Origin of the sequence: Streptomyces sp. Alt3, from assembly GCF_030719215.1 — a bacterium.
Classification (GTDB): Bacteria; Actinomycetota; Actinomycetes; order Streptomycetales; family Streptomycetaceae; genus Streptomyces; species Streptomyces glycanivorans.
Genome location: NZ_CP120983.1, coordinates 3,828,947 through 3,851,759, shown reverse-complemented (window position 1 = coordinate 3,851,759; position 22,813 = coordinate 3,828,947). Strand labels below are relative to the sequence as shown.

Below are 22,813 nucleotides of genomic sequence, written 5' to 3'. Positions count from 1 at the left end.
GACTATGGCCGGATTACGTGGGTTCCAAGGCTCGGCCGGGGTGGGGGCCACCTCAGGGGCCGACTGCCGCAACTCCCCGAAGATCCAATTCCGTTGCGCGGGAATCCGCGGAGCCGTGGCCAGGCCTTTGCCAGGGGCGCATGCGCATCCCGTGTGCGCCGCCCGTACCCCCTCCCGGGCGCCGTTGTCGTGGCAGCATGTCCCGCGACGGCGTTCCCGTGTCCTGGCACGCCGGTTCGTCCACAGCCTGTGGAGGCGGCGATGCGTTGGTTGGTGGGGTGGAGCAGTATCGCCGCGAGCTTCGGCACCGTGGGCGCGGTCGGCCACCAGGGGGAGGAGCGCACCGTGCACCCGGTCGGCTCCCAACTCCTGTGGGGAGACCCGGATCCGCTCTGGGCCGTGGGCGACTGGCGACCTGACGAGATCCGGGTCGTCACCATCGCGACCCCGGAGGGGGCACCCACCACCCGCCTCGCCGTACTCGGCTGCTGCGGGGCCACCGACGAACAGCTCCGCGTCGGACTGCTGGCCGCCCGAGGCGGGGCGCTGCGCCATCTCACCGCCTGGCCCGGCAGTTACACGGCCGTCGTGCAGATCGGCCGCCGCATCACCGTCGCCGGGGACCTCGCCGGTGCGCGCCCCGTCTTCCACACGCCCTGGGCCAACGGCACCGCCTACGCCACCGCCGCCCTCCCGCTCGCCGACCTCATCGAGGCGCAGCTGGACATCGGTCACCTCGCCGCGCTGCTGGCCTGCCCCGAGACCCCGGAGGCGCTGGGCGACGGCACCCCGTACGCGGGGGTCAAGCGGATCCCGCCCGGGCACGCGCTGATCCTCCGGGAGGGTTCGCGCGAGATCACCGGGTACGAGGCGGTGGCCTCACTCGCCGTCGCGGCCCCCCAGGCCGACCCGGTGAGCGCGGTCGAAGGCGTACGGGACGCGCTCGTCGAAGCCGTACGCGCACGGCTCACGGCCCCGCGCCACGCCCCCGAGACCCTGCCGCCCGACCCCGGGCCCGTCCCCGGCATGGGGCCCGCCGAACGCAGGGCGGCCCGTGGTGCGCCCGTCCCCGGCATCGGAGCCGACCTCTCCGGCGGTAGTGCCTCCGCCACCCTCGCCCTGCTGGCCTCGGGACTGCCCGGGCTGCCGGGCACCGTGCTGGGCCACGGCACGGGCGCGGGCGAACGCCTGCTGGCCGTCACGTTCAACGATCTGTCCGCGCAGGGCCGTGAGGACGAGATGGAACGGGCCAGGGTGATCGCCGCCAACCCCCGTCTGCACCACGTGGTCGTGGCGGCGGGCGAGGAGGCGCTGCCCTACGCGTCGCTGGAGAGCGGGCCGCTCACCGACGAGCCCGCCCCCTCCCTGGTCGTCGCCGAACGCCACCGCCGCCGGCTGTCGGCGGGCAGCGCGGACCACTTCGTCGGCCACGGTGCCCGACAGGTCCTGGACGCGCACCCGGCACGGCTGGCCGACCTCCTCATGGACCGGCGCAGACGCCACCTCCTGCGGCCCGTCGCCGCGCTCGCCAGGGCCGAAGGCCCCTCCACGCACTCGTTGTTCGTGCCGCTGGCCGTCTACCGGGCTGCCCGCCGACTGGCCCGCACCTCCTACCGCACCGGGCTCGAGACCGCCGCGTCCCTGCTGCCCGACGCCAATCGGGACGCCCCCGACCTCGACACCCCGGCCGACGCCTCGCTCGCCTCCCTCGCCTGGTCACGGCCGGGCCCCGCCGCGCGGTGGCTCACCGGGGAGGCACTCGCTGAAGTATCGCTTCGTCTTCAGGAGGCGGCGATCCGGCCCGCCTCCGTCCAGCGCCCCGGAGAGGCCAGGGCCCGCGCCGCCCTGGCCCGGCACGCGGCGGACCAGCGGATCCTGGAACAGGCCGCGGAGATCCGCAGCCAGCGCCTGCACGCCCCCTACCTCGACAACCAGGTCGTCCGGGCGGCCCGAGCCCTCCCGGAGTCGCTGCGGGTCCAGCCGGGCGCCCGGGCCGCGATCCTGCGCCGGGTCCTCGCGGGCGCCGGCATCCACGACCTGCCGCCCGGCTGGGGTACCCCGTCACAGGCCACCTCCACCGCGGCCGGGCGCATCGGCCTGCGTACAGCCCTGCCCGAACTGATCGCCCTCTTCGACGCCCCGCTGCTCGCCGACGCGGGCCTGGTCGAGGCACGTGTCGTCCGCAAGGCGCTGCGCGCGGCCTCCGAGGGCGAACCCCTCCCGCTGGACGGCCTGGCCGAGCTGGCGTCCACGGAACTGTGGCTCCGCCGCCTGGTCACCCGCCGGGGCACCTGCTGGACCGGTACGGCGGCCCCACGGCAACGGGCCGTCGCGGGCGGCGTCGTCCCGGCCCGCCGCACCCTCCAGCCGTAGCCCCGGCCCTGACGGCCGCTGCCGCTCTCCCAGGCGCCGGACCAGGCGCCGGGCGATGCGCCGGGCGGGCGGGAGGCGAATGGCCGGGCGGGCGGCCGGGCGAGGGCGACACAGGCTTTCTGCTCGCGCCAGGGGACGCGGCCTGACACTTCAGGATCCCAGGACACCTCAGGACGCTCTCGGTCTTCTGACGGGCGGCACCCGGGAGTTCAGCGACAGCTGATGCGCGACTGCGCCCAGTCCGCCAGTGCGACGTCGCCGAGCGGGCCCGACGGCTCCACCACGAGCCGGATCGTCCGCAGGCCCTCGATGCCTACGCTCAACGGCACGGCGGGTTCACCACCGCGCACCACGGGTGACTGCCACAGCAGTGCCCCTTCCCCGCCGTACACGGAGAAACGCACGGCGCCGAGCCCCAGCGTCAGGTCGTCGACCCCGACCAGCGCGTCGTAGCGGGTGCACGACCGGTTGAGCTGGATGGTGACCGACGAGCGGGAGGGCGCGGTGACCCCATGGGCATACGCCGTCGAGGCGATCGACAACCCGCCGCGCTGCCAGAACACACCGCTGCTCCGGCCGAGCAGGATCTCGGGACCGGTGTGGTCACCGGCGACGGAGTACGCGAGCTCGTTGACCTGGTAGACCTCCGGCGCGGGCTCCTTGGGGGCGGGCGTCGGCGTCGGCGTGGGAGTCGGCGTGGGTTCGGGCGGGGTGGGCTCGGACGTGGGCTCCGGTGCCGGTGGCGCCGGAGTGGGAGTCGGCGTGGGCCTCGGTGCCGGCTCCGGCGCGGGCGGCGCCTCGGAAGCCGGTGACTCGGGAGGGGCCGGCGGCTGCGGGGCCGGTTCCGGTTCCGGCGGCGGGGGCGTGGGGGTCACGGGCGCCGTGACCGGCGGCTTGGCGACCGGCTTCTGATCCGGCGCCGGCCGGTCGTCACCGACCAGGGCCCATACGAGACCGGCTGCGGCAGCCACGGCCACGGCGGCGGCGATCCCGGCCTTCAGCGGGGCGCCGAGCCCTTCCGACGCCGCGGCCCCTCCGGCCGTGCCTCCTCCGGAGGACGCGCTGCCCGTGGCCGCCGCGGCGGCTCCGGCACCCGCCGCCCCCATGGCCCCGCCCGCGACGACACCGGCAGCCTTGACCGCGTAACCCGCCGCGAACCAGCCGATGACGGCGACCGGGAGCAGGGCCGGGATCCCGGCGTTCACACGGTCCAGTTCACCTGCGGCGACCCGGCACCTCGCGCACTCGTCGAGATGCTTTCGCAGCCCGCGTTCGGCCCGGGTCCGCAGACCGCCCCGGGCGTGGGCGCCGAGCCGGTCGGCGTACTGCGCGCAGTCGCCACCGGCCGTCAGCGACTGGCTCACATGGGCCTGAAGATAGGCCTGCTTGAGCCCTTCACGTGCCCGGACGGCCAGGACCGCCGTGGCATTGGCCGTCAGCCCGAACAACGGGGCGACCTCGCTCGGCGACTCCTCCTCCACGGTGGTGTGCCAGAGCACGGCCTGCCAGCGTTCCGGCAGGCTGCGGAACGCCTGCATGGCCATCGACCGGTCCGCCTCGTGCATGGCCAGCACATCGGCCCCGAGATCGAGGGTGTCGGTCTCCGACAGCTCGGAGGAACGGGTGGCCTGCGCGGCGAACACCGCGAAGTCGTCGACCAGATGCTCGCGCTTCGCGCTTTTCGTCCACGCGGCCGCGACGTGCCGGACAGCCGTCATGAGGTAGGCCCGGACGGCCTCCTGCGGTCCCTTGCCGCCGCGTACCGCCTGCAGCGTCCGGGCGAACACCTCGGCCGTCAGGTCGTCGGCGGTGTGCGCGTCCCGGCAACAGGTGCCGGCGTAGCGCCGCACGGCCCCCGAGTGGCGCCGGAACAGCTCCTCGTACGCCGCGTCGTTCCCCGCGCGCATGCCCTCGATCAACTGGGCGTCGGAGGGCCCGAGATCGGCGGATCCCACGCGTCCCTCGCGCTGGAGCGGGACCGCGTAGGCCGAATCGTGCCTCGCGCCGGGCTTCTGCCGCGCGCCCTTGTCGCCGGACGCCGGTGGCCAGGGTCCGGGCAGCACCGTGCCGCTCTCGATACCGTCGGCCGGCTCTTCCTGCTGCGCCTCACCGCTCATCGCGGAAGCCCCCGTAGACACCCTCGGACCCGAATACGGGGAAAGAGTGCCACAGAGCCACGCCGCGACGAACCCCGAGCATCGGCAACCACTCGTCCGGGGTGTCTTCCCTCGTCCGGAGGGCGTGAAATCACCCGCACGGGGAAGGAGCAACGCCCCCCGGCCGCACGGGCGTCCGGCCGGCGGGAGGCGTGTCCCACCGGCCGCAGCACCTGTGCGGCAGGAACGTGACCGGCCGCTCCCGCAGCGGTTACGCGGGGCGGGAGCGGAGGCCCTCCAGCAGGATGTCGAGCAGCCTGGCCGAAGCAGCGGCCTGCTGAGCGGGATCCGGCAGCGCCGGCGCCGCCGTGGCGATGACCAGCAGCACATCGGCCACCGTCACGTCGCTGCGCAGCTCACCCGACTCGCAGGCCCGGTCCACCAGCCTGCCCACGACCTCGAGGAGTTCGGCCGCCCCCGGATCGCCGTCGAAGCCCTCCTCGACGGCCGGGCGCCGGGCGTCCAGGAAGGGGCCGCTCTGTTCCACACCCTGCCTCTGATGCGGGACGCGCGTCTCACCGTCCGCGGTACCCGGACCCGCTGCCGGAGGCAGCTCGTCCTGCTCCGTCCTGACACGCAGCACCTGCGGCGGCAGCAGGCGCCCCGCGCCCGAAGCCACCGAGGTCCGCAGGAAGCGGGAGAGCGCCGACCAGGGCTCGTCCTCCTGACCGAGGGCCGACCGTGCCTGATCGGTCAGCCGCGCGGTCTCCTCCTCGGCTATCCGCCGCACCAGCACGTCCTTGCTCGGGAAGCGCCGGTAGACCGTGCCGACACCGACCCGGGCGCGGCGCGCCACGTCCTCCATCGGTGCGCCGTACCCCAGCTCGCCGAACACCTCCCGCGCGGCGCGCAGGACGTGTTCGAGGTTGCGCTGTGCGTCCACGCGGAGCGGTGCGGAACGGGCGGGGCCGCCCGTCACCCCCGCCGCCGTGACGGTCCCGACCGTGCCGACCGCACTCAGCCGTCCACGGTCCTCAACAGAAGCGGCGACAGCGCTCGGCCCCTGCAAATCCTGAATGTGCATGACTTCCCCCGGTTATGACGTCTCCCCCCGGAGACTTCCCCACCCGTGTCTCTCGGTGTGCGGACCTCAGCCCGAATCCGACACCCCGACGGGGTACGAACATAGTTGAGCCCGGGTCAATTCAGAAGGGGGTTGTTCCGCACGGAGCGCCCCCCGATCGGAGCAAGGACCGGTTGGACCCTGTTTCGGCCCCTGCGGGCCGGCCCGCCCGCCACACCTGACCTGCACAGCTCCGGGGTGGGAGAAGGGCGGCGGGCAACCGGATGATCGAAGTGCTCCGGTCACACAATTCGTCGGGCCTGTGGACAAACACAGGAGTCCGTTGCGTCATGGGATGGTGATGGGACCAGATTCCCGGGGAGCGCTCCCCGGCACCCGGCCAAGTATGCGCATTCTCGTCGTCGGCGGCGGCTACGTCGGGATGTACACCGCCCTGCGTCTCCAGCGGAAGCTGCGGCAGAGACTGAGAAGCGGCGAGGCCGAGATCGTGGTGGTCACGCCCGAGCCCTACATGACGTACCAGCCGTTCCTGCCCGAGGCCGCCGCCGGTTCGATCTCGCCGCGTCATGTCGTCGTGCCACTGCGCCGGGTCCTCAAGCACTGCACCATCGTCATCGGCGAGGCCGAACGCGTCGACCATGCAAAACGCACGGCGACGGTCACCACACTCGCCACGGGTGAGGACGGCACCGGCGCCCTCGAGATCCCGTACGACGAGATCGTCCTCGCGCCCGGATCCGTGTCGCGCACCCTGCCGGTCCCCGGGCTCGCCGAATTCGGCATCGGCTTCAAGACCGTCGAGGAGGCCATCGGTCTCCGCAACCACGTCATCGAGCAGATGGACATCGCCTCCGCCACCCGGGACCCGGCCATCCGTGACGCGGCCCTCACCTTCGTCTTCGTCGGCGGCGGATACGCGGGTGTGGAGGCGCTCGCGGAGCTCGAGGACATGGCCCGGTACACCTCGCGGTACTACCACAACATCAAGCCCTCCGACCTGCGGTGGATCCTGGTCGAGGCGACCGGGCGCATCCTGCCCGAGGTCGGTGAGGCGATGGGCAGGTACGCGGTCAGGGAACTGCGGGGACGCAACATCGACGTACGGCTCGACACCCGGCTGGACAGTTGCGAGGGCCGGATCGCCGTGCTCAGCGACGGTTCACGCTTCCCGACCCGCACCCTGGTGTGGACCGCGGGCGTCAAACCCGCGCCGGTGCTCGCCTCCACCGACCTCCCCCTCACGGACCGGGGCCGGATCCGCTGCACGGCCACGCTCTCCGTCGACGGCGCGGAACACGCGTGGGCCGCCGGCGACGCGGCGGCCGTCCCGGACCTCACCTCGTCCGAGCCGGGCACGGACACCGCGCCCAACGCCCAGCACGCGGTGCGTCAGGCCAAGGTCCTCGCGGACAACATCCTGGCCACGCTCGCGGGACGGCCGGCCGAGGACTACCGGCACTCCTACGCCGGATCCGTCGCCTCCCTCGGTCTGCACAAGGGCGTCGCGCATGTCTACGGACGCAAGGTCAAGGGTTATCCGGCCTGGCTGATGCACCGCGTCTACCACCTCAGCCGCGTCCCCACGTTCAACCGGAAGGCGCGTGTCCTTGCCGAGTGGACCCTGGCCGGGCTCTTCAAGCGGGAGATCGTCTCCCTCGGCTCGCTCGAACATCCGCGGGCCGAGTTCGCCCTCGCCGCACGTGGACACCTACATCCGGAGCCTCCCGAGAACATCCCGCCGAAGGACGACAGACCACCGGACGCGTCAGGTTGAGCCGCGGCCCGCCGTTCACCCGGCATGCCGGGTGAACGGCAGTGATTCAGCCGATGGACCGACTGCCGTAGGGCAACTGTCAGTACGGTCGGTCACACTGGACGTGTGACCATAGGTGGGCTCACACCTGCACAGAGTTACCCGGCAGACAGTCACCTACAGTGACCGGCAGCGATGAACGACAGCACCAAGAGGCCAGGCAGCGCGTTCCCGGAAGCCCGGCCCCGGAACCCCGGACCGGAATGCCGACCGGCAGGGGGACCGGCCCCCCGGACCCGCAGAAGAAGCAGCTCGCCCGAGCGGACCAGACCGACACACGAGGCCAGAAATTCCGTGAACTTCACGCGCTGGAGCGCCCGCTTTCCCGGAACGCAGCGTCGAGCCGCCGCGCGGGACGACCACAGTTCCGTACCCGCCGCCCGCGCCGAGTCCGTACGCCCCAAGGCCACGGCCATGCCGACGGACGACACCTCGGAACCCTCCGCCCACGGCCCCTCGCCCGAGGCACTGTCCGCCGGGGAACTCCTCGGCCGGCTGCCCGCCCCCGTCGCGCTGCTCCACGGCCCCGAGCACCGCATCACCTACGTCAACGCCGCCTACACGTCGGCCTTCGGCCCACGCCCGTCCGGCGTGCCCGCGGCGGAGGCCATGCCCGAGCTCGCCGAGCTCAGCCTGCTGCCCCTCATGGACCAGGTCCTCCGCAGCGGCACCCCACGTACGGTCAAGTCCCGCAAGGTCCTGGCCGGCAATTCCTACACGGTGACCTGCACGCCCGTGGCCACCGGCGACCCGGACGGGGAAGCGGGCGTCCTCGTCTACGCCACCGATGTCACCGACCACGCCGAAGCGGCGGAGCGTCTCCGTGCCAGCGAGCGCCGCCACCGCGAGACGGCCGTCACCCTCCAGCGGTCCCTGCTCCCGCAGGACCTCGAACAGCCCGACGACCTGCGCATCGCCGCCACCTACCAGCCGGGCGGCACGGACGCCGCGGTCGGCGGCGACTGGTACGACGTCATCACCCTGGGAGCCGGCCGCACCGCGCTCGTCATCGGCGACGTGATGGGGCGCGGGGTCCGGGCCGCCGCCGTCATGGGGCAACTGCGTACCGCCGTGCGTGCCTACGCCCGCCTCGACCTGCCGCCGCACGAGGTGCTCCAGCTGCTCGACGTCCTGGCCGCGGAGATCGACGCCAGCCAGATCGCCACCTGCGCCTACGCCGTCCACGACCCCAACGAGGGGCACCTCGTCTACGCCTCCGCCGGGCACCTCCCGATCCTCGTGTGCGACGAGGACGGCACGGTCCACCGCGCCGAGGACCCGACCGGACCGCCGCTCGGCACGGGCGGCTGGGTCCACACCTCGGGGACGATCCCCCTGCCGCCCGGATCCACGGCCGTCCTCTACACGGACGGCCTGGTCGAACGCCGCAGCGAGGACATCGACGAGGGCGTCGCCGCGCTGGAACGCGCTCTGTCCGGGGCCAAGGGATCACCCCAGGTGGTCTGCGACCGGCTCATCCGGTCCCTGGGCGTCACCGCGGAGCACGACGACGACGTGGCGGTGCTCGTGGTCCAGCACCCCGCCCGCACGGGCGCGAGCGCGGAGCTCTTCCACAACGCCTCGCTCGAACTGCTCGGCGGCGTCGAGGCCGCCCCGAGGGCCCGCGCCTTCGCCACGGGCGTCCTGGCTTCCTGGCGTTTCCCCATGGAACTCAGCGACCTGGGGGTGCTCGCCGCGAGCGAGCTCGTGGCGAACTCCCTGCAGCACGGCACCCCGCCCATGCGCCTGGGGCTGCGCCGGACCGACCGCCGCCTGATCATCGAGGTGACGGACGGGGACGACCACCTGCCGCGCCGCCGCCGTGCGGAACCCGCGGACGAGGCGGGACGCGGCATCTCGATCGTCGCGACCATCGCCACGTCCTGGGGCAGCCGCCGCACCCCCGGCGGTGGGAAGGCGGTCTGGTGCGAGTTCGCGCTTCCGGGCTGAGGCGCCCGTGCGCACGGCCGTGCGAGCCGGCCGGCCTCAGTGGACGGCGGTGGGAGCCGATCCGTCCCGGCGCACGGCGGTAGGAGCGGTGACCGGTTCGCTTCCCGGTACCGACACGGCGACCACCCGCGACGGCGCCGCCGCGAGCGAGGGCTTGTCCTGCACGGGGCTGAGGTGACGTCCCAGCTTCAGCGCCAGCACGCTGATGCCCAGCGAGAACAGCACGAAGGTGACGATGTACGGCCCGTGCAGCGACGCCCCCATGGGCCCGCCGACGGCAGGTCCGACGGCCAGCGCGAGCTGCTTCACCAGCGCGAACGCCGAGTTGTACTGACCGACCATGGACTCCGGCGCCAGATCCGCGACGAGCGGCGCCACCGTCGGCGACAGCATGGCCTCACCCAGTCCGAAGAGGGCGTACGTCGAGATCATCGCGGCCGTCGCCATGGTCTGGCTGCCGTGCCCGAGACCCGCGTACCCGGCCACGATCCAGGCGAAGGCCCAGATCAGTCCCACCCAGGCGATGACCCGGCTGCGACTCCGGCGCTCCACGAGCCGGAGCACGACGAACTGCGCCACCACGATGACCGCCGTGTTGGCCGCCAGCGCGATACCCAGGGTCGACGGGTCGATTCCGGCGGCGTCGGTGCCGTAGGCGGCGAGGCCGGACTCGAACTGTCCGTAGCAGGCGAAGAAGATCACGAAGCCCAGCACGCAGAGCTGCACCATCGCCCGGTGCGAGAGCAGTACGCGCAGTCCGGCCTTGGGCGCCGCCCCGTCGGCCGGCACCGTCCCGGCCAGGGAGGGGGCGCGTGGCATGCGCACCGTGGCGGCGACCACGCCGAGCACCACGAACATCGCCGCCTCTATGAGGAACAGCAGGGTGAAACTCGACGGACGGTCGACGTCCACGAGCTGCCCGCCGACCAGGCCACCGATGCCGAGCCCGAGGTTCTGCAGGAAGAACTGCATGGCGAAGGCGCGGGTACGGGTCGCGGCGCTCGAGCACCACACCAGCATCGTGGCGAGCGCCGGCTGCATGACCGCAGTGCCCGCGCCGAGGACGGCGGCCGACAGCACGGCGGACGTCACGCCGTCCGAGACGCCCAGGGCACAGGCGCCCACAGCGGCCGCGCCGGCGGCGACGATCAGCACGGGCAAGGGGCCGCGCCGGTCGATCGCCCGGCCCGTGAACGGCAGCACGGCCAGTGCCGCCATGGCGAAGACGGCCAGTACGACACCTGCCGTACCGGCACCGAGATCCCGCACCTGCGCCACGTAGACGTACAGATAGGGGACGGTGAATCCGAGCCCGAACGCGCTCAGCGCACTCCCCAGCTGGATCCGCCGCAGCGCTGCGCCCATCTCCCTGGTCACACTCACCTACCTCAAGACACGAAGAACCTTCAAGTACACAGACTCGTAGACTTTAGCACTAAAGTTAGAGACTGAACTCTTCACCCTGAAGGACTTCGACGGCGATGGAGAGCGTGCGATACTGCCCGCCATGTCTGACACCACCGAGCAGCCCGAGCTCCAGGAGCCGAGCCTCGACGAGCAGATCGCCGCCTACCAGCGCGAGTTCCGGGACCTCGACCCCCAGGTCGAGCAGATCGTCTCCGCACTGGGCAGGCTGAACCGCCGGATGAACGTCGCCTACGGCAGACAGGTCGCAGCCCTCGGTATCAGTAACGCCGAGTGGGAGGTCCTCAAGACCCTCGTCCTGTCCGGTACCCCGTACCGGCTGGGCCCGGGCGAGCTCGCGAAGCGCCTCGGGCTCACCCCCGCAGCGATGACCCACCGAATCGACCGCATGGCGGGGGAGGGCCTGGTCACCCGCGACCGGGACGAGAACAACCGGGTGCGCGTCATCGTCGAGCTGACGGACGAGGGGCGCACGAAGTGGCTGGAGGCGATGCGGATGGCCACCACCTTCGAGGAGGACCTGCTCCAGGACCTCTCGGGCGACGAGCGCGGAGCCCTCGGCGAGATCCTGATCCGGCTCCTGCGCCGTGTGGAACACGAGCAGCCGGACGCCGGCGGCCGACTCACCGACCTGGGCTGAAGCTCCGGAACAGGGCCGGGGAGCGGGGCCCTGGGACGGGGGAGAGCAGGGAAGGGGCGGGGTTGACACACCCCCCTCGCATCCGTAAGGTTCTTCGAGTTGTCCCGGAGCCCACACGGTCCGGCGGCAACCGATCCCGCCGCTCAAGCGGCAAACAAACTCTGTACGACCTCCCACCGGGGAGAATTTCGGCATGCCGAAATTCAATTCACCGACTCGATTATGAGTCGGCGGGAGAATCCGCTAGAGTTTGAGACGTCGGAACGGCCCAACAGCCCGGAAGACGAACCCCGCTGACTGGGAATCAGGCCCGAAAGGATCTGATAGAGTCGGACTCGCCGGAAAGGGAAACGCGAAAGCGAAGAACTGGAAAGCACGGTGGTGAATTAACCGCCGAGTAGTAACCCGCTTCGACCGGGAATCGGACACGAAAGAGTCTGATAGAGTCGGAAACGCAAGAACGAAGGGAAGCGCCCGGAGGGCCCCGGTGAAACGGGACCGAAGGAAGCGTCCGTTCCTTGAGAACTCAACAGCGTGCCAAAAGTCAACGCCAGATATGTTGATACCCCGGCCTGCATCACGCAGGTTGGTGGTTCCTTTGAAAAGTCCTGCACGGTCCTCGGACCGGGTAGGCAACATCAGCGAGGACGCTGTGAACAACCGGTCATATTCCGACCTGGTTGTTCCGCTCTTGCATGGTGCTCTCCCGATTACGGGAAAACATTCATGGAGAGTTTGATCCTGGCTCAGGACGAACGCTGGCGGCGTGCTTAACACATGCAAGTCGAACGATGAAGCCCTTCGGGGTGGATTAGTGGCGAACGGGTGAGTAACACGTGGGCAATCTGCCCTTCACTCTGGGACAAGCCCTGGAAACGGGGTCTAATACCGGATAACACTCTGTCCCTCATGGGGCGGGGTTAAAAGCTCCGGCGGTGAAGGATGAGCCCGCGGCCTATCAGCTTGTTGGTGGGGTAATGGCCTACCAAGGCGACGACGGGTAGCCGGCCTGAGAGGGCGACCGGCCACACTGGGACTGAGACACGGCCCAGACTCCTACGGGAGGCAGCAGTGGGGAATATTGCACAATGGGCGAAAGCCTGATGCAGCGACGCCGCGTGAGGGATGACGGCCTTCGGGTTGTAAACCTCTTTCAGCAGGGAAGAAGCGAAAGTGACGGTACCTGCAGAAGAAGCGCCGGCTAACTACGTGCCAGCAGCCGCGGTAATACGTAGGGCGCAAGCGTTGTCCGGAATTATTGGGCGTAAAGAGCTCGTAGGCGGCTTGTCACGTCGGATGTGAAAGCTCGGGGCTTAACCCCGAGTCTGCATTCGATACGGGCTAGCTAGAGTGTGGTAGGGGAGATCGGAATTCCTGGTGTAGCGGTGAAATGCGCAGATATCAGGAGGAACACCGGTGGCGAAGGCGGATCTCTGGGCCATTACTGACGCTGAGGAGCGAAAGCGTGGGGAGCGAACAGGATTAGATACCCTGGTAGTCCACGCCGTAAACGTTGGGAACTAGGTGTTGGCGACATTCCACGTCGTCGGTGCCGCAGCTAACGCATTAAGTTCCCCGCCTGGGGAGTACGGCCGCAAGGCTAAAACTCAAAGGAATTGACGGGGGCCCGCACAAGCAGCGGAGCATGTGGCTTAATTCGACGCAACGCGAAGAACCTTACCAAGGCTTGACATATACCGGAAAGCATCAGAGATGGTGCCCCCCTTGTGGTCGGTATACAGGTGGTGCATGGCTGTCGTCAGCTCGTGTCGTGAGATGTTGGGTTAAGTCCCGCAACGAGCGCAACCCTTGTTCTGTGTTGCCAGCATGCCCTTCGGGGTGATGGGGACTCACAGGAGACTGCCGGGGTCAACTCGGAGGAAGGTGGGGACGACGTCAAGTCATCATGCCCCTTATGTCTTGGGCTGCACACGTGCTACAATGGCCGGTACAATGAGCTGCGATGCCGCGAGGCGGAGCGAATCTCAAAAAGCCGGTCTCAGTTCGGATTGGGGTCTGCAACTCGACCCCATGAAGTCGGAGTTGCTAGTAATCGCAGATCAGCATTGCTGCGGTGAATACGTTCCCGGGCCTTGTACACACCGCCCGTCACGTCACGAAAGTCGGTAACACCCGAAGCCGGTGGCCCAACCCCTTGTGGGAGGGAGCTGTCGAAGGTGGGACTGGCGATTGGGACGAAGTCGTAACAAGGTAGCCGTACCGGAAGGTGCGGCTGGATCACCTCCTTTCTAAGGAGCATCTAGGTTTCCTTCGGGGAATCCAGAGACCATTTCGTCGGCAAATGTTCGACGGTGGTTGCTCAAGGGTGGAACGTTGACTATTCGGCACGACAGGTAACTCACTGCTAGTACTGCTTCGGCGTGGAACGTGGTGAGGGATCGGTCGGGTCGGGCACGCTGTTGGGTATCTGAAGGTACGGGCTCGTTGAGTCTGGATCTTCGGTTGCCGGCCCCAGTGCACTCACCTGTAAGGGTGGGGTGATGGGTGGCTGGTCGTTGTTTGAGAACTGCACAGTGGACGCGAGCATCTGTGGCCAAGTTTTTAAGGGCGCACGGTGGATGCCTTGGCACCAGGAACCGATGAAGGACGTGGGAGGCCACGATAGTCCCCGGGGAGCTGTCAACCAAGCTTTGATCCGGGGGTTTCCGAATGGGGAAACCCGGCAGCCGTCATGGGCTGTCACCCGCTGCTGAACACATAGGCAGTGTGGAGGGAACGAGGGGAAGTGAAACATCTCAGTACCCTCAGGAAGAGAAAACAACCGTGATTCCGGGAGTAGTGGCGAGCGAAACCGGATGAGGCCAAACCGTATGCGTGTGATACCCGGCAGGGGTTGCGCATGCGGGGTTGTGGGAGTTCTCTTGATCAATCTGCCGATTGGTCGGCAAGTCAGAAACCGTTGGTGTAGGCGAAGGACATGCGAAAGGTCCGGCGTAGAGGGTAAGACCCCCGTAGCTGAAACATCAACGGCTTGCTTGAGAACCACCCAAGTAGCACGGGGCCCGAGAAATCCCGTGTGAATCTGGCGGGACCACCCGCTAAGCCTAAATATTCCCTGGTGACCGATAGCGGATAGTACCGTGAGGGAATGGTGAAAAGTACCGCGGGAGCGGAGTGAAATAGTACCTGAAACCGTGTGCCTACAAGCCGTGGGAGCGTCGCTGGCAGCACTTGTGCTGTCAGTCGTGACTGCGTGCCTTTTGAAGAATGAGCCTGCGAGTTAGCGGTGTGTAGCGAGGTTAACCCGTGTGGGGAAGCCGTAGCGAAAGCGAGTCCGAATAGGGCGATTGAGTTGCACGCTCTAGACCCGAAGCGGAGTGATCTAGCCATGGGCAGGTTGAAGCGGAGGTAAGACTTCGTGGAGGACCGAACCCACCAGGGTTGAAAACCTGGGGGATGACCTGTGGTTAGGGGTGAAAGGCCAATCAAACTCCGTGATAGCTGGTTCTCCCCGAAATGCATTTAGGTGCAGCGTCGTGTGTTTCTTGCCGGAGGTAGAGCACTGGATAGGCGATGGGCCCTACCGGGTTACTGACCTTAGCCAAACTCCGAATGCCGGTAAGTGAGAGCACGGCAGTGAGACTGTGGGGGATAAGCTCCATGGTCGAGAGGGAAACAGCCCAGAGCATCGACTAAGGCCCCTAAGCGTACGCTAAGTGGGAAAGGATGTGGAGTCGCAGAGACAACCAGGAGGTTGGCTTAGAAGCAGCCACCCTTGAAAGAGTGCGTAATAGCTCACTGGTCAAGTGATTCCGCGCCGACAATGTAGCGGGGCTCAAGCGTACCGCCGAAGTCGTGTCATTCATACACATATCCCCAACGGGAGTATGGATGGGTAGGGGAGCGTCGTGTGCCGGGTGAAGCAGCCGCGGAAGCGAGTTGTGGACGGTTCACGAGTGAGAATGCAGGCATGAGTAGCGATACACACGTGAGAAACGTGTGCGCCGATTGACTAAGGGTTCCTGGGTCAAGCTGATCTGCCCAGGGTAAGTCGGGACCTAAGGCGAGGCCGACAGGCGTAGTCGATGGACAACCGGTTGATATTCCGGTACCCGCTTTGAAACGCCCAATACTGAATCAGGCGATGCTAAGTCCGTGAAGCCGGCCCGATCTCTTCGGAGTTGAGGGTAGTGGTGGAGCCGACGAACCAGACTTGTACTAGGTAAGCGATGGGGTGACGCAGGAAGGTAGTCCAGCCCGGGCGGTGGTTGTCCCGGGGTAAGGGTGTAGGCCGTGTGGTAGGCAAATCCGTCACACATTAAGGCTGAGACCTGATGCCGAGCCGATTGTGGTGAAGTGGATGATCCTATGCTGTCGAGAAAAGCCTCTAGCGAGTTTCATGGCGGCCCGTACCCTAAACCGACTCAGGTAGTCAGGTAGAGAATACCGAGGCGTTCGGGTGAACTATGGTTAAGGAACTCGGCAAAATGCCCCCGTAACTTCGGGAGAAGGGGGGCCATCACTGGTGATCCGATTTACTCGGTGAGCTGGGGGTGGCCGCAGAGACCAGCGAGAAGCGACTGTTTACTAAAAACACAGGTCCGTGCGAAGCCGTAAGGCGATGTATACGGACTGACGCCTGCCCGGTGCTGGAACGTTAAGGGGACCGGTTAGCTGACTTTCGGGTCGGCGAAGCTGAGAACTTAAGCGCCAGTAAACGGCGGTGGTAACTATAACCATCCTAAGGTAGCGAAATTCCTTGTCGGGTAAGTTCCGACCTGCACGAATGGCGTAACGACTTCTCGACTGTCTCAACCATAGGCCCGGTGAAATTGCACTACGAGTAAAGATGCTCGTTTCGCGCAGCAGGACGGAAAGACCCCGGGACCTTTACTATAGTTTGATATTGGTGTTCGGTTCGGCTTGTGTAGGATAGGTGGGAGACTTTGAAGCAGCCACGCCAGTGGTTGTGGAGTCGCCGTTGAAATACCACTCTGGTCGTGCTGGATGTCTAACCTGGGTCCGTGATCCGGATCAGGGACAGTGTCTGATGGGTAGTTTAACTGGGGCGGTTGCCTCCTAAAGAGTAACGGAGGCGCCCAAAGGTTCCCTCAGCCTGGTTGGCAATCAGGTGTTGAGTGTAAGTGCACAAGGGAGCTTGACTGTGAGACCGACGGGTCGAGCAGGGACGAAAGTCGGGACTAGTGATCCGGCAGTGGCTTGTGGAAGCGCTGTCGCTCAACGGATAAAAGGTACCCCGGGGATAACAGGCTGATCTTCCCCAAGAGTCCATATCGACGGGATGGTTTGGCACCTCGATGTCGGCTCGTCGCATCCTGGGGCTGGAGTCGGTCCCAAGGGTTGGGCTGTTCGCCCATTAAAGCGGTACGCGAGCTGGGTTTAGAACGTCGTGAGACAGTTCGGTCCCTATCCGCTGTGCGCGTAGGAATATTGAGAAGGGCTGTCCCTAGTACGAGAGGACCGGGACGGACGAACCTCTGGTGTGCCAGTTGTCCTGCCAAGGGCATGGCTGGTTGGCTACGTTCGGAAAGGATAACCGCTGAAAGCATCTAAGCGGGAAGCCTGCTTCGAGATGAGTATTCCCACCACCTTGAGTGGTTAAGGCTCCCAGTAGACGACTGGGTTGATAGGCCAGATGTGGAAGCCCGGTAACGGGTGGAGCTGACTGGTACTAATAGGCCGAGGGCTTGTCCTCAGTTGCTCGCGTCCACTGTGTTAGTTCTGAAATAACGAACGGCCGTGTTTTCATCCGGTGTTGGTTAATTTCATAGTGTTTCGGTGGTCATTGCGTTAGGGAAACGCCCGGTTACATTCCGAACCCGGAAGCTAAGCCTTTCAGCGCCGATGGTACTGCAGGGGGGACCCTGTGGGAGAGTAGGACGCCGCCGAACAATTATTCCGGGAAAGCCCCGTGCCCTTGTGGCACGGGGCTTTTCTGCGTTCTGAGCACTTTCTCGATCAGTCGGGCAGGCGGTCCAGGAGCCAGGTACAGAGTTCCTCGGTGACCTTGGTGTGGCGTTCGTTCTGCGATGCGCAGAGGAAGTCGTCCACCTGGGCCTCGTCCGGGGGCAGGGAGTCGATGTCCGCGTAGAGGTCCTTGTGGCTGTCGAGCCCTCGGATGGCGACCGCGCTGACTGCCGGAACGAAGCAGTGGCCCTCGACCGGGTTGTCGACGCCGAGGCCGATGATCTTGTTGAGGGCGTCGGCGAGGATCTGGAAGCTTTCGAGAGTGCCGCCAGGGGCGCCGTCGATGTCCGGGAGGCGTTCGGCGAGGACCTCGTTCTTCTGGAGCGTGACCACTCGGAGCTTCGCCGCGAGTGTGTCGCTGCCGGTCGGCGTGGTGCGCAGGTCGGTGCCGATGATGCCGATGCCCTTGCCCTTGACCGCGGTGGTGCCTGCTTCGATGCCGTTGCCCGTGCCGTTGCCGGCGCCATTGGCGACCGCGAGGATCCTGGGGATCCTCGGCCAGCCGCCGACCCTCTCCAGCTCGTCGAGGAACTGGGTGCGGAGCGGGCTGACGCCCGGTTTGTCCGACCAGTTCTCGATATGCTGCCACAGCAGCTGCTGTGCGGCCGGGCTGTTCATCTGGTCGGAGAAGCGGCTGTTGAGCTTGCGGATGTAGTGCGCGAACGCCTGGAGGGAGAGGGGGATGTGGGCGCCGTTGTGCGGGCTGTCGTAGGAGAAGTACACGCCGACCTGGTGGTCCATCCGCTGCAGTTCCATCTTGGCGAGCGCGTAGCGCGTCACCAGTCCGCCCATGCTGAAGCCGCCGACCACCAGGCGGGCGCTGCCCAGCCGTTCGGCGGAGGCCCGGTGGATCGCGGCCGTGGCAGTCTGGGCGTTGTCGAGGATCGATGCGCTGCGCTCGTCGTAGCCGATCAGGACGACATCCCGTCCGCGACGGCGCAGTTCGCTGATCAGCGGGTACGCGGAGTTCTCCAGGCCGGCCCAGAGCTCGTCCAGCGAGCTGGGGCCGCTGTTGAAGCCGTCGGCCATGAGCACCGGTCGGACGATGCCCTGGTTGCGTTCGCCGTAGTAGACCCAGGCCGTGCCGCCCGGGAGCGGCCAGGTTTCGTCGGGCTTCGGCGCGGGTGTGACCTGCTCCTTGGGCGGAGTGGCGGCCAGCAGGATCGGAGCGGCGGCCTCGAACGCGTCGGTGACTTCGCGCTCGGTGGGTTCGGACATGCATTTCCCCTGACATGGGAGGGAGACCGGGACGCGGCGCCGCCCTGCGGCACCGCGGCCATCCTGGAGCAGCCGATCCGGGGCTGGTCGATCTCCGACCGGGAATCACTCGTATGGGGGCGCCGAAGCGTTCACCAGGGGTGATGCGCGGACGGACGGCTGACGTCCGCCGGCAGTCGCCCTGTCGCGTGGTTGCCCGCCTTCACCGACGTCCCGATCCGGAGACGCGTTTCTACTGCGGGTTCACCAGTCGTGTGTCGTACGCCAGGATGACGGCCTGGATGCGGTCGCGGGACCCCGTCTTGGCGAGGATCCGGGTGACGTGCGTCTTCACCGTCGATTCCGCGAGGTGGAGGCGTGCGGCTATCTCGGTGTTCGTCCAGCCCTGACCGATGACCGTGAGGATCTCCCTCTCGCGCTCCGTGAGCGAGGCGGTGCGACGGTCTCCTGTGACCTGCTTGTCGCCCGGTGCGGCGGGCAGGTGGTGGGCGTAGGCGTCGAGGAGTCGGCGGGTGAGGCTCGGGGCGACGACCGCGTCGCCGCTCGCGACGGACCGGATGCCGGAGAGGAGCTCCTCCGGCATCGCGTCCTTGACGAGGAATCCACTGGCCCCGGCCCGCAGGCCGTCGTAGGCGTACTCGTCCAGGTCGAAGGTCGTCACGATGAGGACGCGGGTGGTGGAACCGGACTTGATGATGCGCCGGGTCGCCTCGATGCCGTCGAGTCCGGGCATGCGGATGTCCATCAGGGCGACGTCGGGGTGATGGCGGGCGACCATGTTCACAGCCTCCGTACCGTTGGCCGCTTCGCCGACGACCGTCATGTCGTCCTGGCTCTCCAGGAGCATGCGGAAGCCGAAGCGCTGCATGGCCTGGTCGTCGGCGATGAGTACCGTGGTCACGGGGGTGCGTCCTTCAGGGGTAGGCGAAGCCGGGTCTGCCAGCCGCCCGCGGGGAGCGGGCCCGATTCGAGTGTGCCGTCGTAGAGCGAGGCGCGTTCCCGCATTCCGCCGATGCCGCGTCCGTCTCCGGGATTGTCGGGCCGTGGGCCGTGCGGGACACCGCCCGTGTCCGTGGTGCGTACCTCCAGTCCGGTGGGTGTGTACGTGAGGGTGACCTCGGCCGTGGCTTCGGGGCCCGCGTGCTTGAGGGTGTTGGTGAGGGACTCCTGGACGACGCGGTAGACGGCGAGTTGCCGGCCGGGCGAGGCGGGGACGGGCGGAGGGCTGCCGTGGGTGGTCAGTCGTACGTGCAGACCCGCGTCCCGCACACCTGCCAGCAGGGAGTCCAGGTCCGACAGGGAGGGCTGGGGCGCCAGTTCGGCGCCCGGGGCGGGTTCCCGCAGGACGCCGAGCACGCGCCGAAGGTCGGTCAGGGCCTGGCGGCTCGTGGTGCCGATGGCTTCGAGGGCCTGACCGGCGCGTTCCGGATTTCTGGCGGCCGCGTACGCCCCGCCGTCGGCCAGGCCGGTGATGACGGAGAGGTTGTGCCCGATGATGTCGTGCATCTCGCGTGCGATGCGGGTGCGTTCGGCGGCTGCCGCCAGCTGGGCCTGCTGGTCCCGCTCGCGTTCCAGCCTGTGGGCGCGTTCGACGAGGGCCTCGGTGTACTCCCGGCGGGTGCGGACGGCGATCGCGAGCAGGGCGACGAAGGCGATTCCCCAGAGGTAGGAGACGAGTTGCCGGCCCGCGGTGCCGGGGACGAGGAGCGCTCCGGCGGCTGCGGGGAGGCACAGCAGCAGAGCCGACCCGAACAGTGTCCGGAGAGGCAGCCGCAGGGCGATCGTGTAGGCGGGGATCAGTTGGAGGAAGGCGGACTGGACGACGGCGCCGGTCCAGATGTTGAGGACGGAGACCGGTGCCATCAGGGCGAGCACGGTCACCGGCCGGCGCCGCCGCCACAGCAGGGGAACCGAGAAGCACAGGCTCATCAGCAGGACCAGTGACTCGGAGGCGTCGGTGTCGACGGCGACCGTGCGCCATCCGCCGGTGCTGTAGTCGAGTACGGCGACCGTGACCCAGAAGCCGGTGACGAGGAGGTCCCACATCATCGGCCGGCGGCGGTCGAAGGCGCGGAGCCGCTGCTGGAGGTCCTGGATGTACGGCGTCAGCGGTGTGGTGCCCGTGGTCAGGTGTCCGGGGTGCGGGTTCTCGGGAGGCGGTGTCGCGGGGTGCGGGTTTCCGGGGGTTCCCACCGTGTGCGTCCCCTTTCCGTCCGTCCCTTGTCCGACTGTCACCGTGCTCCTCCCGTCAGGCGTCCCGGCGGCGCAGAAGCACGGCGGCGGTGCCCAGTGCTGCCGCCGCCCACAGGCACAGGGCCAGCAGAGCCGGTCCGGTGGCTGCGGCGCCCGGTATCGGGGTGGCCGATCCGAGTGCTCCGGCGGCCTGGGTCGGGAAGTACTTCAGGGCGCTGTCCACGGCATCGTACGGAAGCATCCCGAGTACCTCGGGCAGGACCAGGACCCCGCCGAGGTACGCCCCGACACTGCCGGGCACGGAGCGGAGGGCCCCGCCGAGCCCGAGGGCGATGAGGCTGAGCAGGGTGATGCCCGCCGAGTTGCCCGCGATCGCGCCGAGGACGCCCGGGTCGGTGAGGGCGGCGGCCTGGTCGGTGTCGCGCAGCAGCAGTTGGGCGGCGAGGAAGGTGATCAGCGCGGTGGTGAACATCGAGCCGAAGGCCGCGACGGTGAACACGGCGGCCTTGGCCCACAGGACGGGAAGCCGGCGCGGTACGACGGTGAGCGAGACACGGATCATGCCCGTGGAGTACTCCCCGGCGGTGACGAGTATGCCGAGGACGGTGATGCACAACTGACCCAGCAGGGTTCCGTAGAGCACGAGGACGACGGTGTCGACGTCCGAGTCGCCCCCGCCGGAGGTGTACGTCCCGCCCATGATCAGCCCCACACCGAGTGTCAGGGCCGCCGCCGCGAGGATCGTGATCCAGGTCGAGCGCAGCGACCGGAGTTTGTGCCACTCGGAACGCAGGACACGGCTCGGGGTGACGCGGTACGGGGTGGGCGCCGTGGCTGTGGTCATGCCTGGGCTCCGGTCAGGGGTGCGGTGGTGCGGTACTCGACGGATTCCTGGGTCAGGTCCATGAAGGCCTGTTCCAGGGAGACGGTCTGCGGCGTGAGTTCGTGGAGGGGGATGGCGTGCGCGGCGGCGGTGCGGCCGATACGGGCGGCGTCGGTTCCGTGGACGGTCAGTTCGTCGGCTGTGACGGCGGCGATCCGTACGCCGGGGCCGGACAGCAGGGCGCTCAGGGTGTCGGCCTGCGGGGTGACGACCTTGACCGTGGCGCCGCCCGCGGTACGGATCAGTTCGGCGACGGTGGTGTCGGCGAGGAGCCGGCCGCGGCCGATGACGACGAGGTGGTCGGCGGTGAGTGCCATCTCGCTCATGAGGTGGGAGGAGATGAGGACGGTCCGGCCCTCTGCGGCGAGGGTCGTCAGCAGGGTGCGGATCCAGAGCACGCCTTCGGGGTCGAGCCCGTTGACCGGTTCGTCGAGGATGAGGGTCGCGGGGTCGCCGAGGAGTGCGGCGGCGATGCCCAGGCGCTGCCCCATGCCGAGCGAGAAGCCCTTGATCCTCTTGTCGGCGACTCCCGCGAGGCCGGTGAGGTCCAGGACGTGATCGACGCGGCTGCGGGGGATGCCATGGGTGTGGGCGAGTGCCATGAGGTGGTTGTGGGCGGTGCGGCCGGGGTGGACCGAGCGGGCTTCGAGGAGTGCCCCGACCTCGGTGAGTGGCGCGGGATGGGTGGTGTAGTCGCGCCCGCCGATGGTGGACCGGCCGCTGGTGGGGGCGTCCAGGCCGAGCAGCATGCGCATGGTGGTCGACTTGCCGGCGCCGTTGGGGCCGAGGAAGCCGGTGACGGTGCCGGGGTGGACGGTGAAGTCGAGGCCGTCGACGACGGTGGTGCCGCCAAAGCGTTTGGTGAGTCCGTATGCCCTGATCATGCCGTCGACGCTACGGAGCCGGCGCCTGGCGGGCGTCCGACCGCGGTCGGGAGGTGAGGGCCGGCGTAGTACCGGGGTACGACGGCGCGAGCGGGCGGTGCGCCTCAGCCGTACAGGGACTGTTCCGGCTCCCGATGACCGGAGCGGGGCCGCCGGAGAGGGCAAGAACGGCCTGTTGCCCGGTGGTCGACGGCCATGGGGGCTTCCGGGTCCGCTTCACCGCATGTGGCGTTCCTCACAGCGAAACCACAGCAAGTGAAAGCAACTGCGCCCTTTCGTCTTTTCTGTCCGTCCGGGGGGCGTTG

The 22,813-nt window shown here is 68.1% G+C and carries 12 protein-coding genes and 3 rRNA genes; 7 read left to right on the top strand and 8 right to left on the bottom strand.

From position 1 onward, the window contains the following. The first annotated feature begins 261 nt into the window (after positions 1-261). Entirely contained in the window at positions 262-2,373 is a 2,112-nt protein-coding gene (locus tag P8A20_RS16830) for an asparagine synthase-related protein (RefSeq protein ID WP_147958452.1), read from the top strand. 209 nt (positions 2,374-2,582) lie between these two features. Here the strand turns inward: P8A20_RS16830 and P8A20_RS16825 are convergent, their stop codons facing one another. Together P8A20_RS16825 and P8A20_RS16820 are read right to left on the bottom strand one after the other, a co-directional pair. Continuing rightward, positions 2,583-4,490, bottom strand: coding sequence for a sigma-70 family RNA polymerase sigma factor (locus P8A20_RS16825; RefSeq protein ID WP_306105162.1), 1,908 nt, complete (start codon positions 4,488-4,490; stop codon positions 2,583-2,585). Positions 4,491-4,740: 250 nt separating this feature from the next. Beyond that, a complete protein-coding gene (locus tag P8A20_RS16820; RefSeq protein ID WP_147958451.1) occupies positions 4,741-5,553 on the bottom strand; it encodes a TetR/AcrR family transcriptional regulator in 813 nt (270 codons plus the stop codon). A gap of 385 nt (positions 5,554-5,938) precedes the next feature. Here P8A20_RS16820 and P8A20_RS16815 point away from each other — a divergent pair, with 385 nt between their 5' ends. After that, on the top strand, positions 5,939-7,327 hold the full coding sequence (locus tag P8A20_RS16815) for an NAD(P)/FAD-dependent oxidoreductase (RefSeq protein ID WP_306103776.1): 1,389 nt from the start codon (positions 5,939-5,941) through the stop codon (positions 7,325-7,327). A gap of 333 nt (positions 7,328-7,660) precedes the next feature. Beyond that, positions 7,661-9,316: an ATP-binding SpoIIE family protein phosphatase gene (locus P8A20_RS16810; protein ID WP_147958449.1), complete on the top strand. Its 1,656-nt coding sequence runs from the start codon at positions 7,661-7,663 to the stop codon at positions 9,314-9,316. 36 nt (positions 9,317-9,352) lie between these two features. On the opposite strand, the gene P8A20_RS16805 is transcribed toward P8A20_RS16810, so the two are convergent. After that, positions 9,353-10,681: an MFS transporter gene (locus P8A20_RS16805; RefSeq protein WP_306105161.1), complete on the bottom strand. Its 1,329-nt coding sequence runs from the start codon at positions 10,679-10,681 to the stop codon at positions 9,353-9,355. A gap of 142 nt (positions 10,682-10,823) precedes the next feature. On the opposite strand from P8A20_RS16805, the gene P8A20_RS16800 reads away from it, so the two are divergent. The 4 genes from P8A20_RS16800 (at position 10,824) to rrf (ending at position 17,254) form a co-directional block, all read left to right on the top strand. Continuing rightward, positions 10,824-11,381, top strand: coding sequence for a MarR family winged helix-turn-helix transcriptional regulator (locus P8A20_RS16800; RefSeq protein ID WP_306103775.1), 558 nt, complete (start codon positions 10,824-10,826; stop codon positions 11,379-11,381). A 723-nt stretch (positions 11,382-12,104) separates the two neighbouring features. Then, positions 12,105-13,630 (top strand): 16S ribosomal RNA (locus tag P8A20_RS16795). Between the two features lie 303 nt (positions 13,631-13,933). Next, a 23S ribosomal RNA gene (locus P8A20_RS16790) occupies positions 13,934-17,058 on the top strand. Between the two features lie 79 nt (positions 17,059-17,137). Next, positions 17,138-17,254 (top strand): 5S ribosomal RNA (rrf, locus tag P8A20_RS16785). Together the 16S, 23S and 5S rRNA genes form the textbook arrangement of a ribosomal RNA operon. Before the next feature lie 67 nt (positions 17,255-17,321). Here the strand turns inward: rrf and P8A20_RS16780 are convergent. From P8A20_RS16780 to P8A20_RS16760, 5 genes are all read right to left on the bottom strand, one after another. Next, on the bottom strand, positions 17,322-18,548 hold the full coding sequence (locus tag P8A20_RS16780) for an esterase/lipase family protein (protein ID WP_306103774.1): 1,227 nt from the start codon (positions 18,546-18,548) through the stop codon (positions 17,322-17,324). 232 nt (positions 18,549-18,780) lie between these two features. Continuing rightward, positions 18,781-19,449, bottom strand: a complete 669-nt coding sequence (locus P8A20_RS16775) for a response regulator (RefSeq protein WP_147964321.1) — start codon at positions 19,447-19,449, stop codon at positions 18,781-18,783. Continuing rightward, positions 19,446-20,783, bottom strand: a complete 1,338-nt coding sequence (locus P8A20_RS16770) for a sensor histidine kinase (protein WP_371934402.1) — start codon at positions 20,781-20,783, stop codon at positions 19,446-19,448. The genes P8A20_RS16775 and P8A20_RS16770 overlap by 4 nt, the downstream gene beginning before the upstream one ends. A 13-nt stretch (positions 20,784-20,796) precedes the next feature. Next, positions 20,797-21,585 carry an ABC transporter permease gene (locus P8A20_RS16765; protein WP_306103773.1) on the bottom strand — a complete coding sequence of 263 codons (789 nt, stop codon included), beginning with the start codon at positions 21,583-21,585 and terminating at the stop codon, positions 20,797-20,799. Beyond that, positions 21,582-22,508 carry an ABC transporter ATP-binding protein gene (locus P8A20_RS16760; RefSeq protein ID WP_306103772.1) on the bottom strand — a complete coding sequence of 309 codons (927 nt, stop codon included), beginning with the start codon at positions 22,506-22,508 and terminating at the stop codon, positions 21,582-21,584. The genes P8A20_RS16765 and P8A20_RS16760 overlap by 4 nt, the downstream gene beginning before the upstream one ends. Between the last annotated feature and the right edge of the window lie 305 nt (positions 22,509-22,813).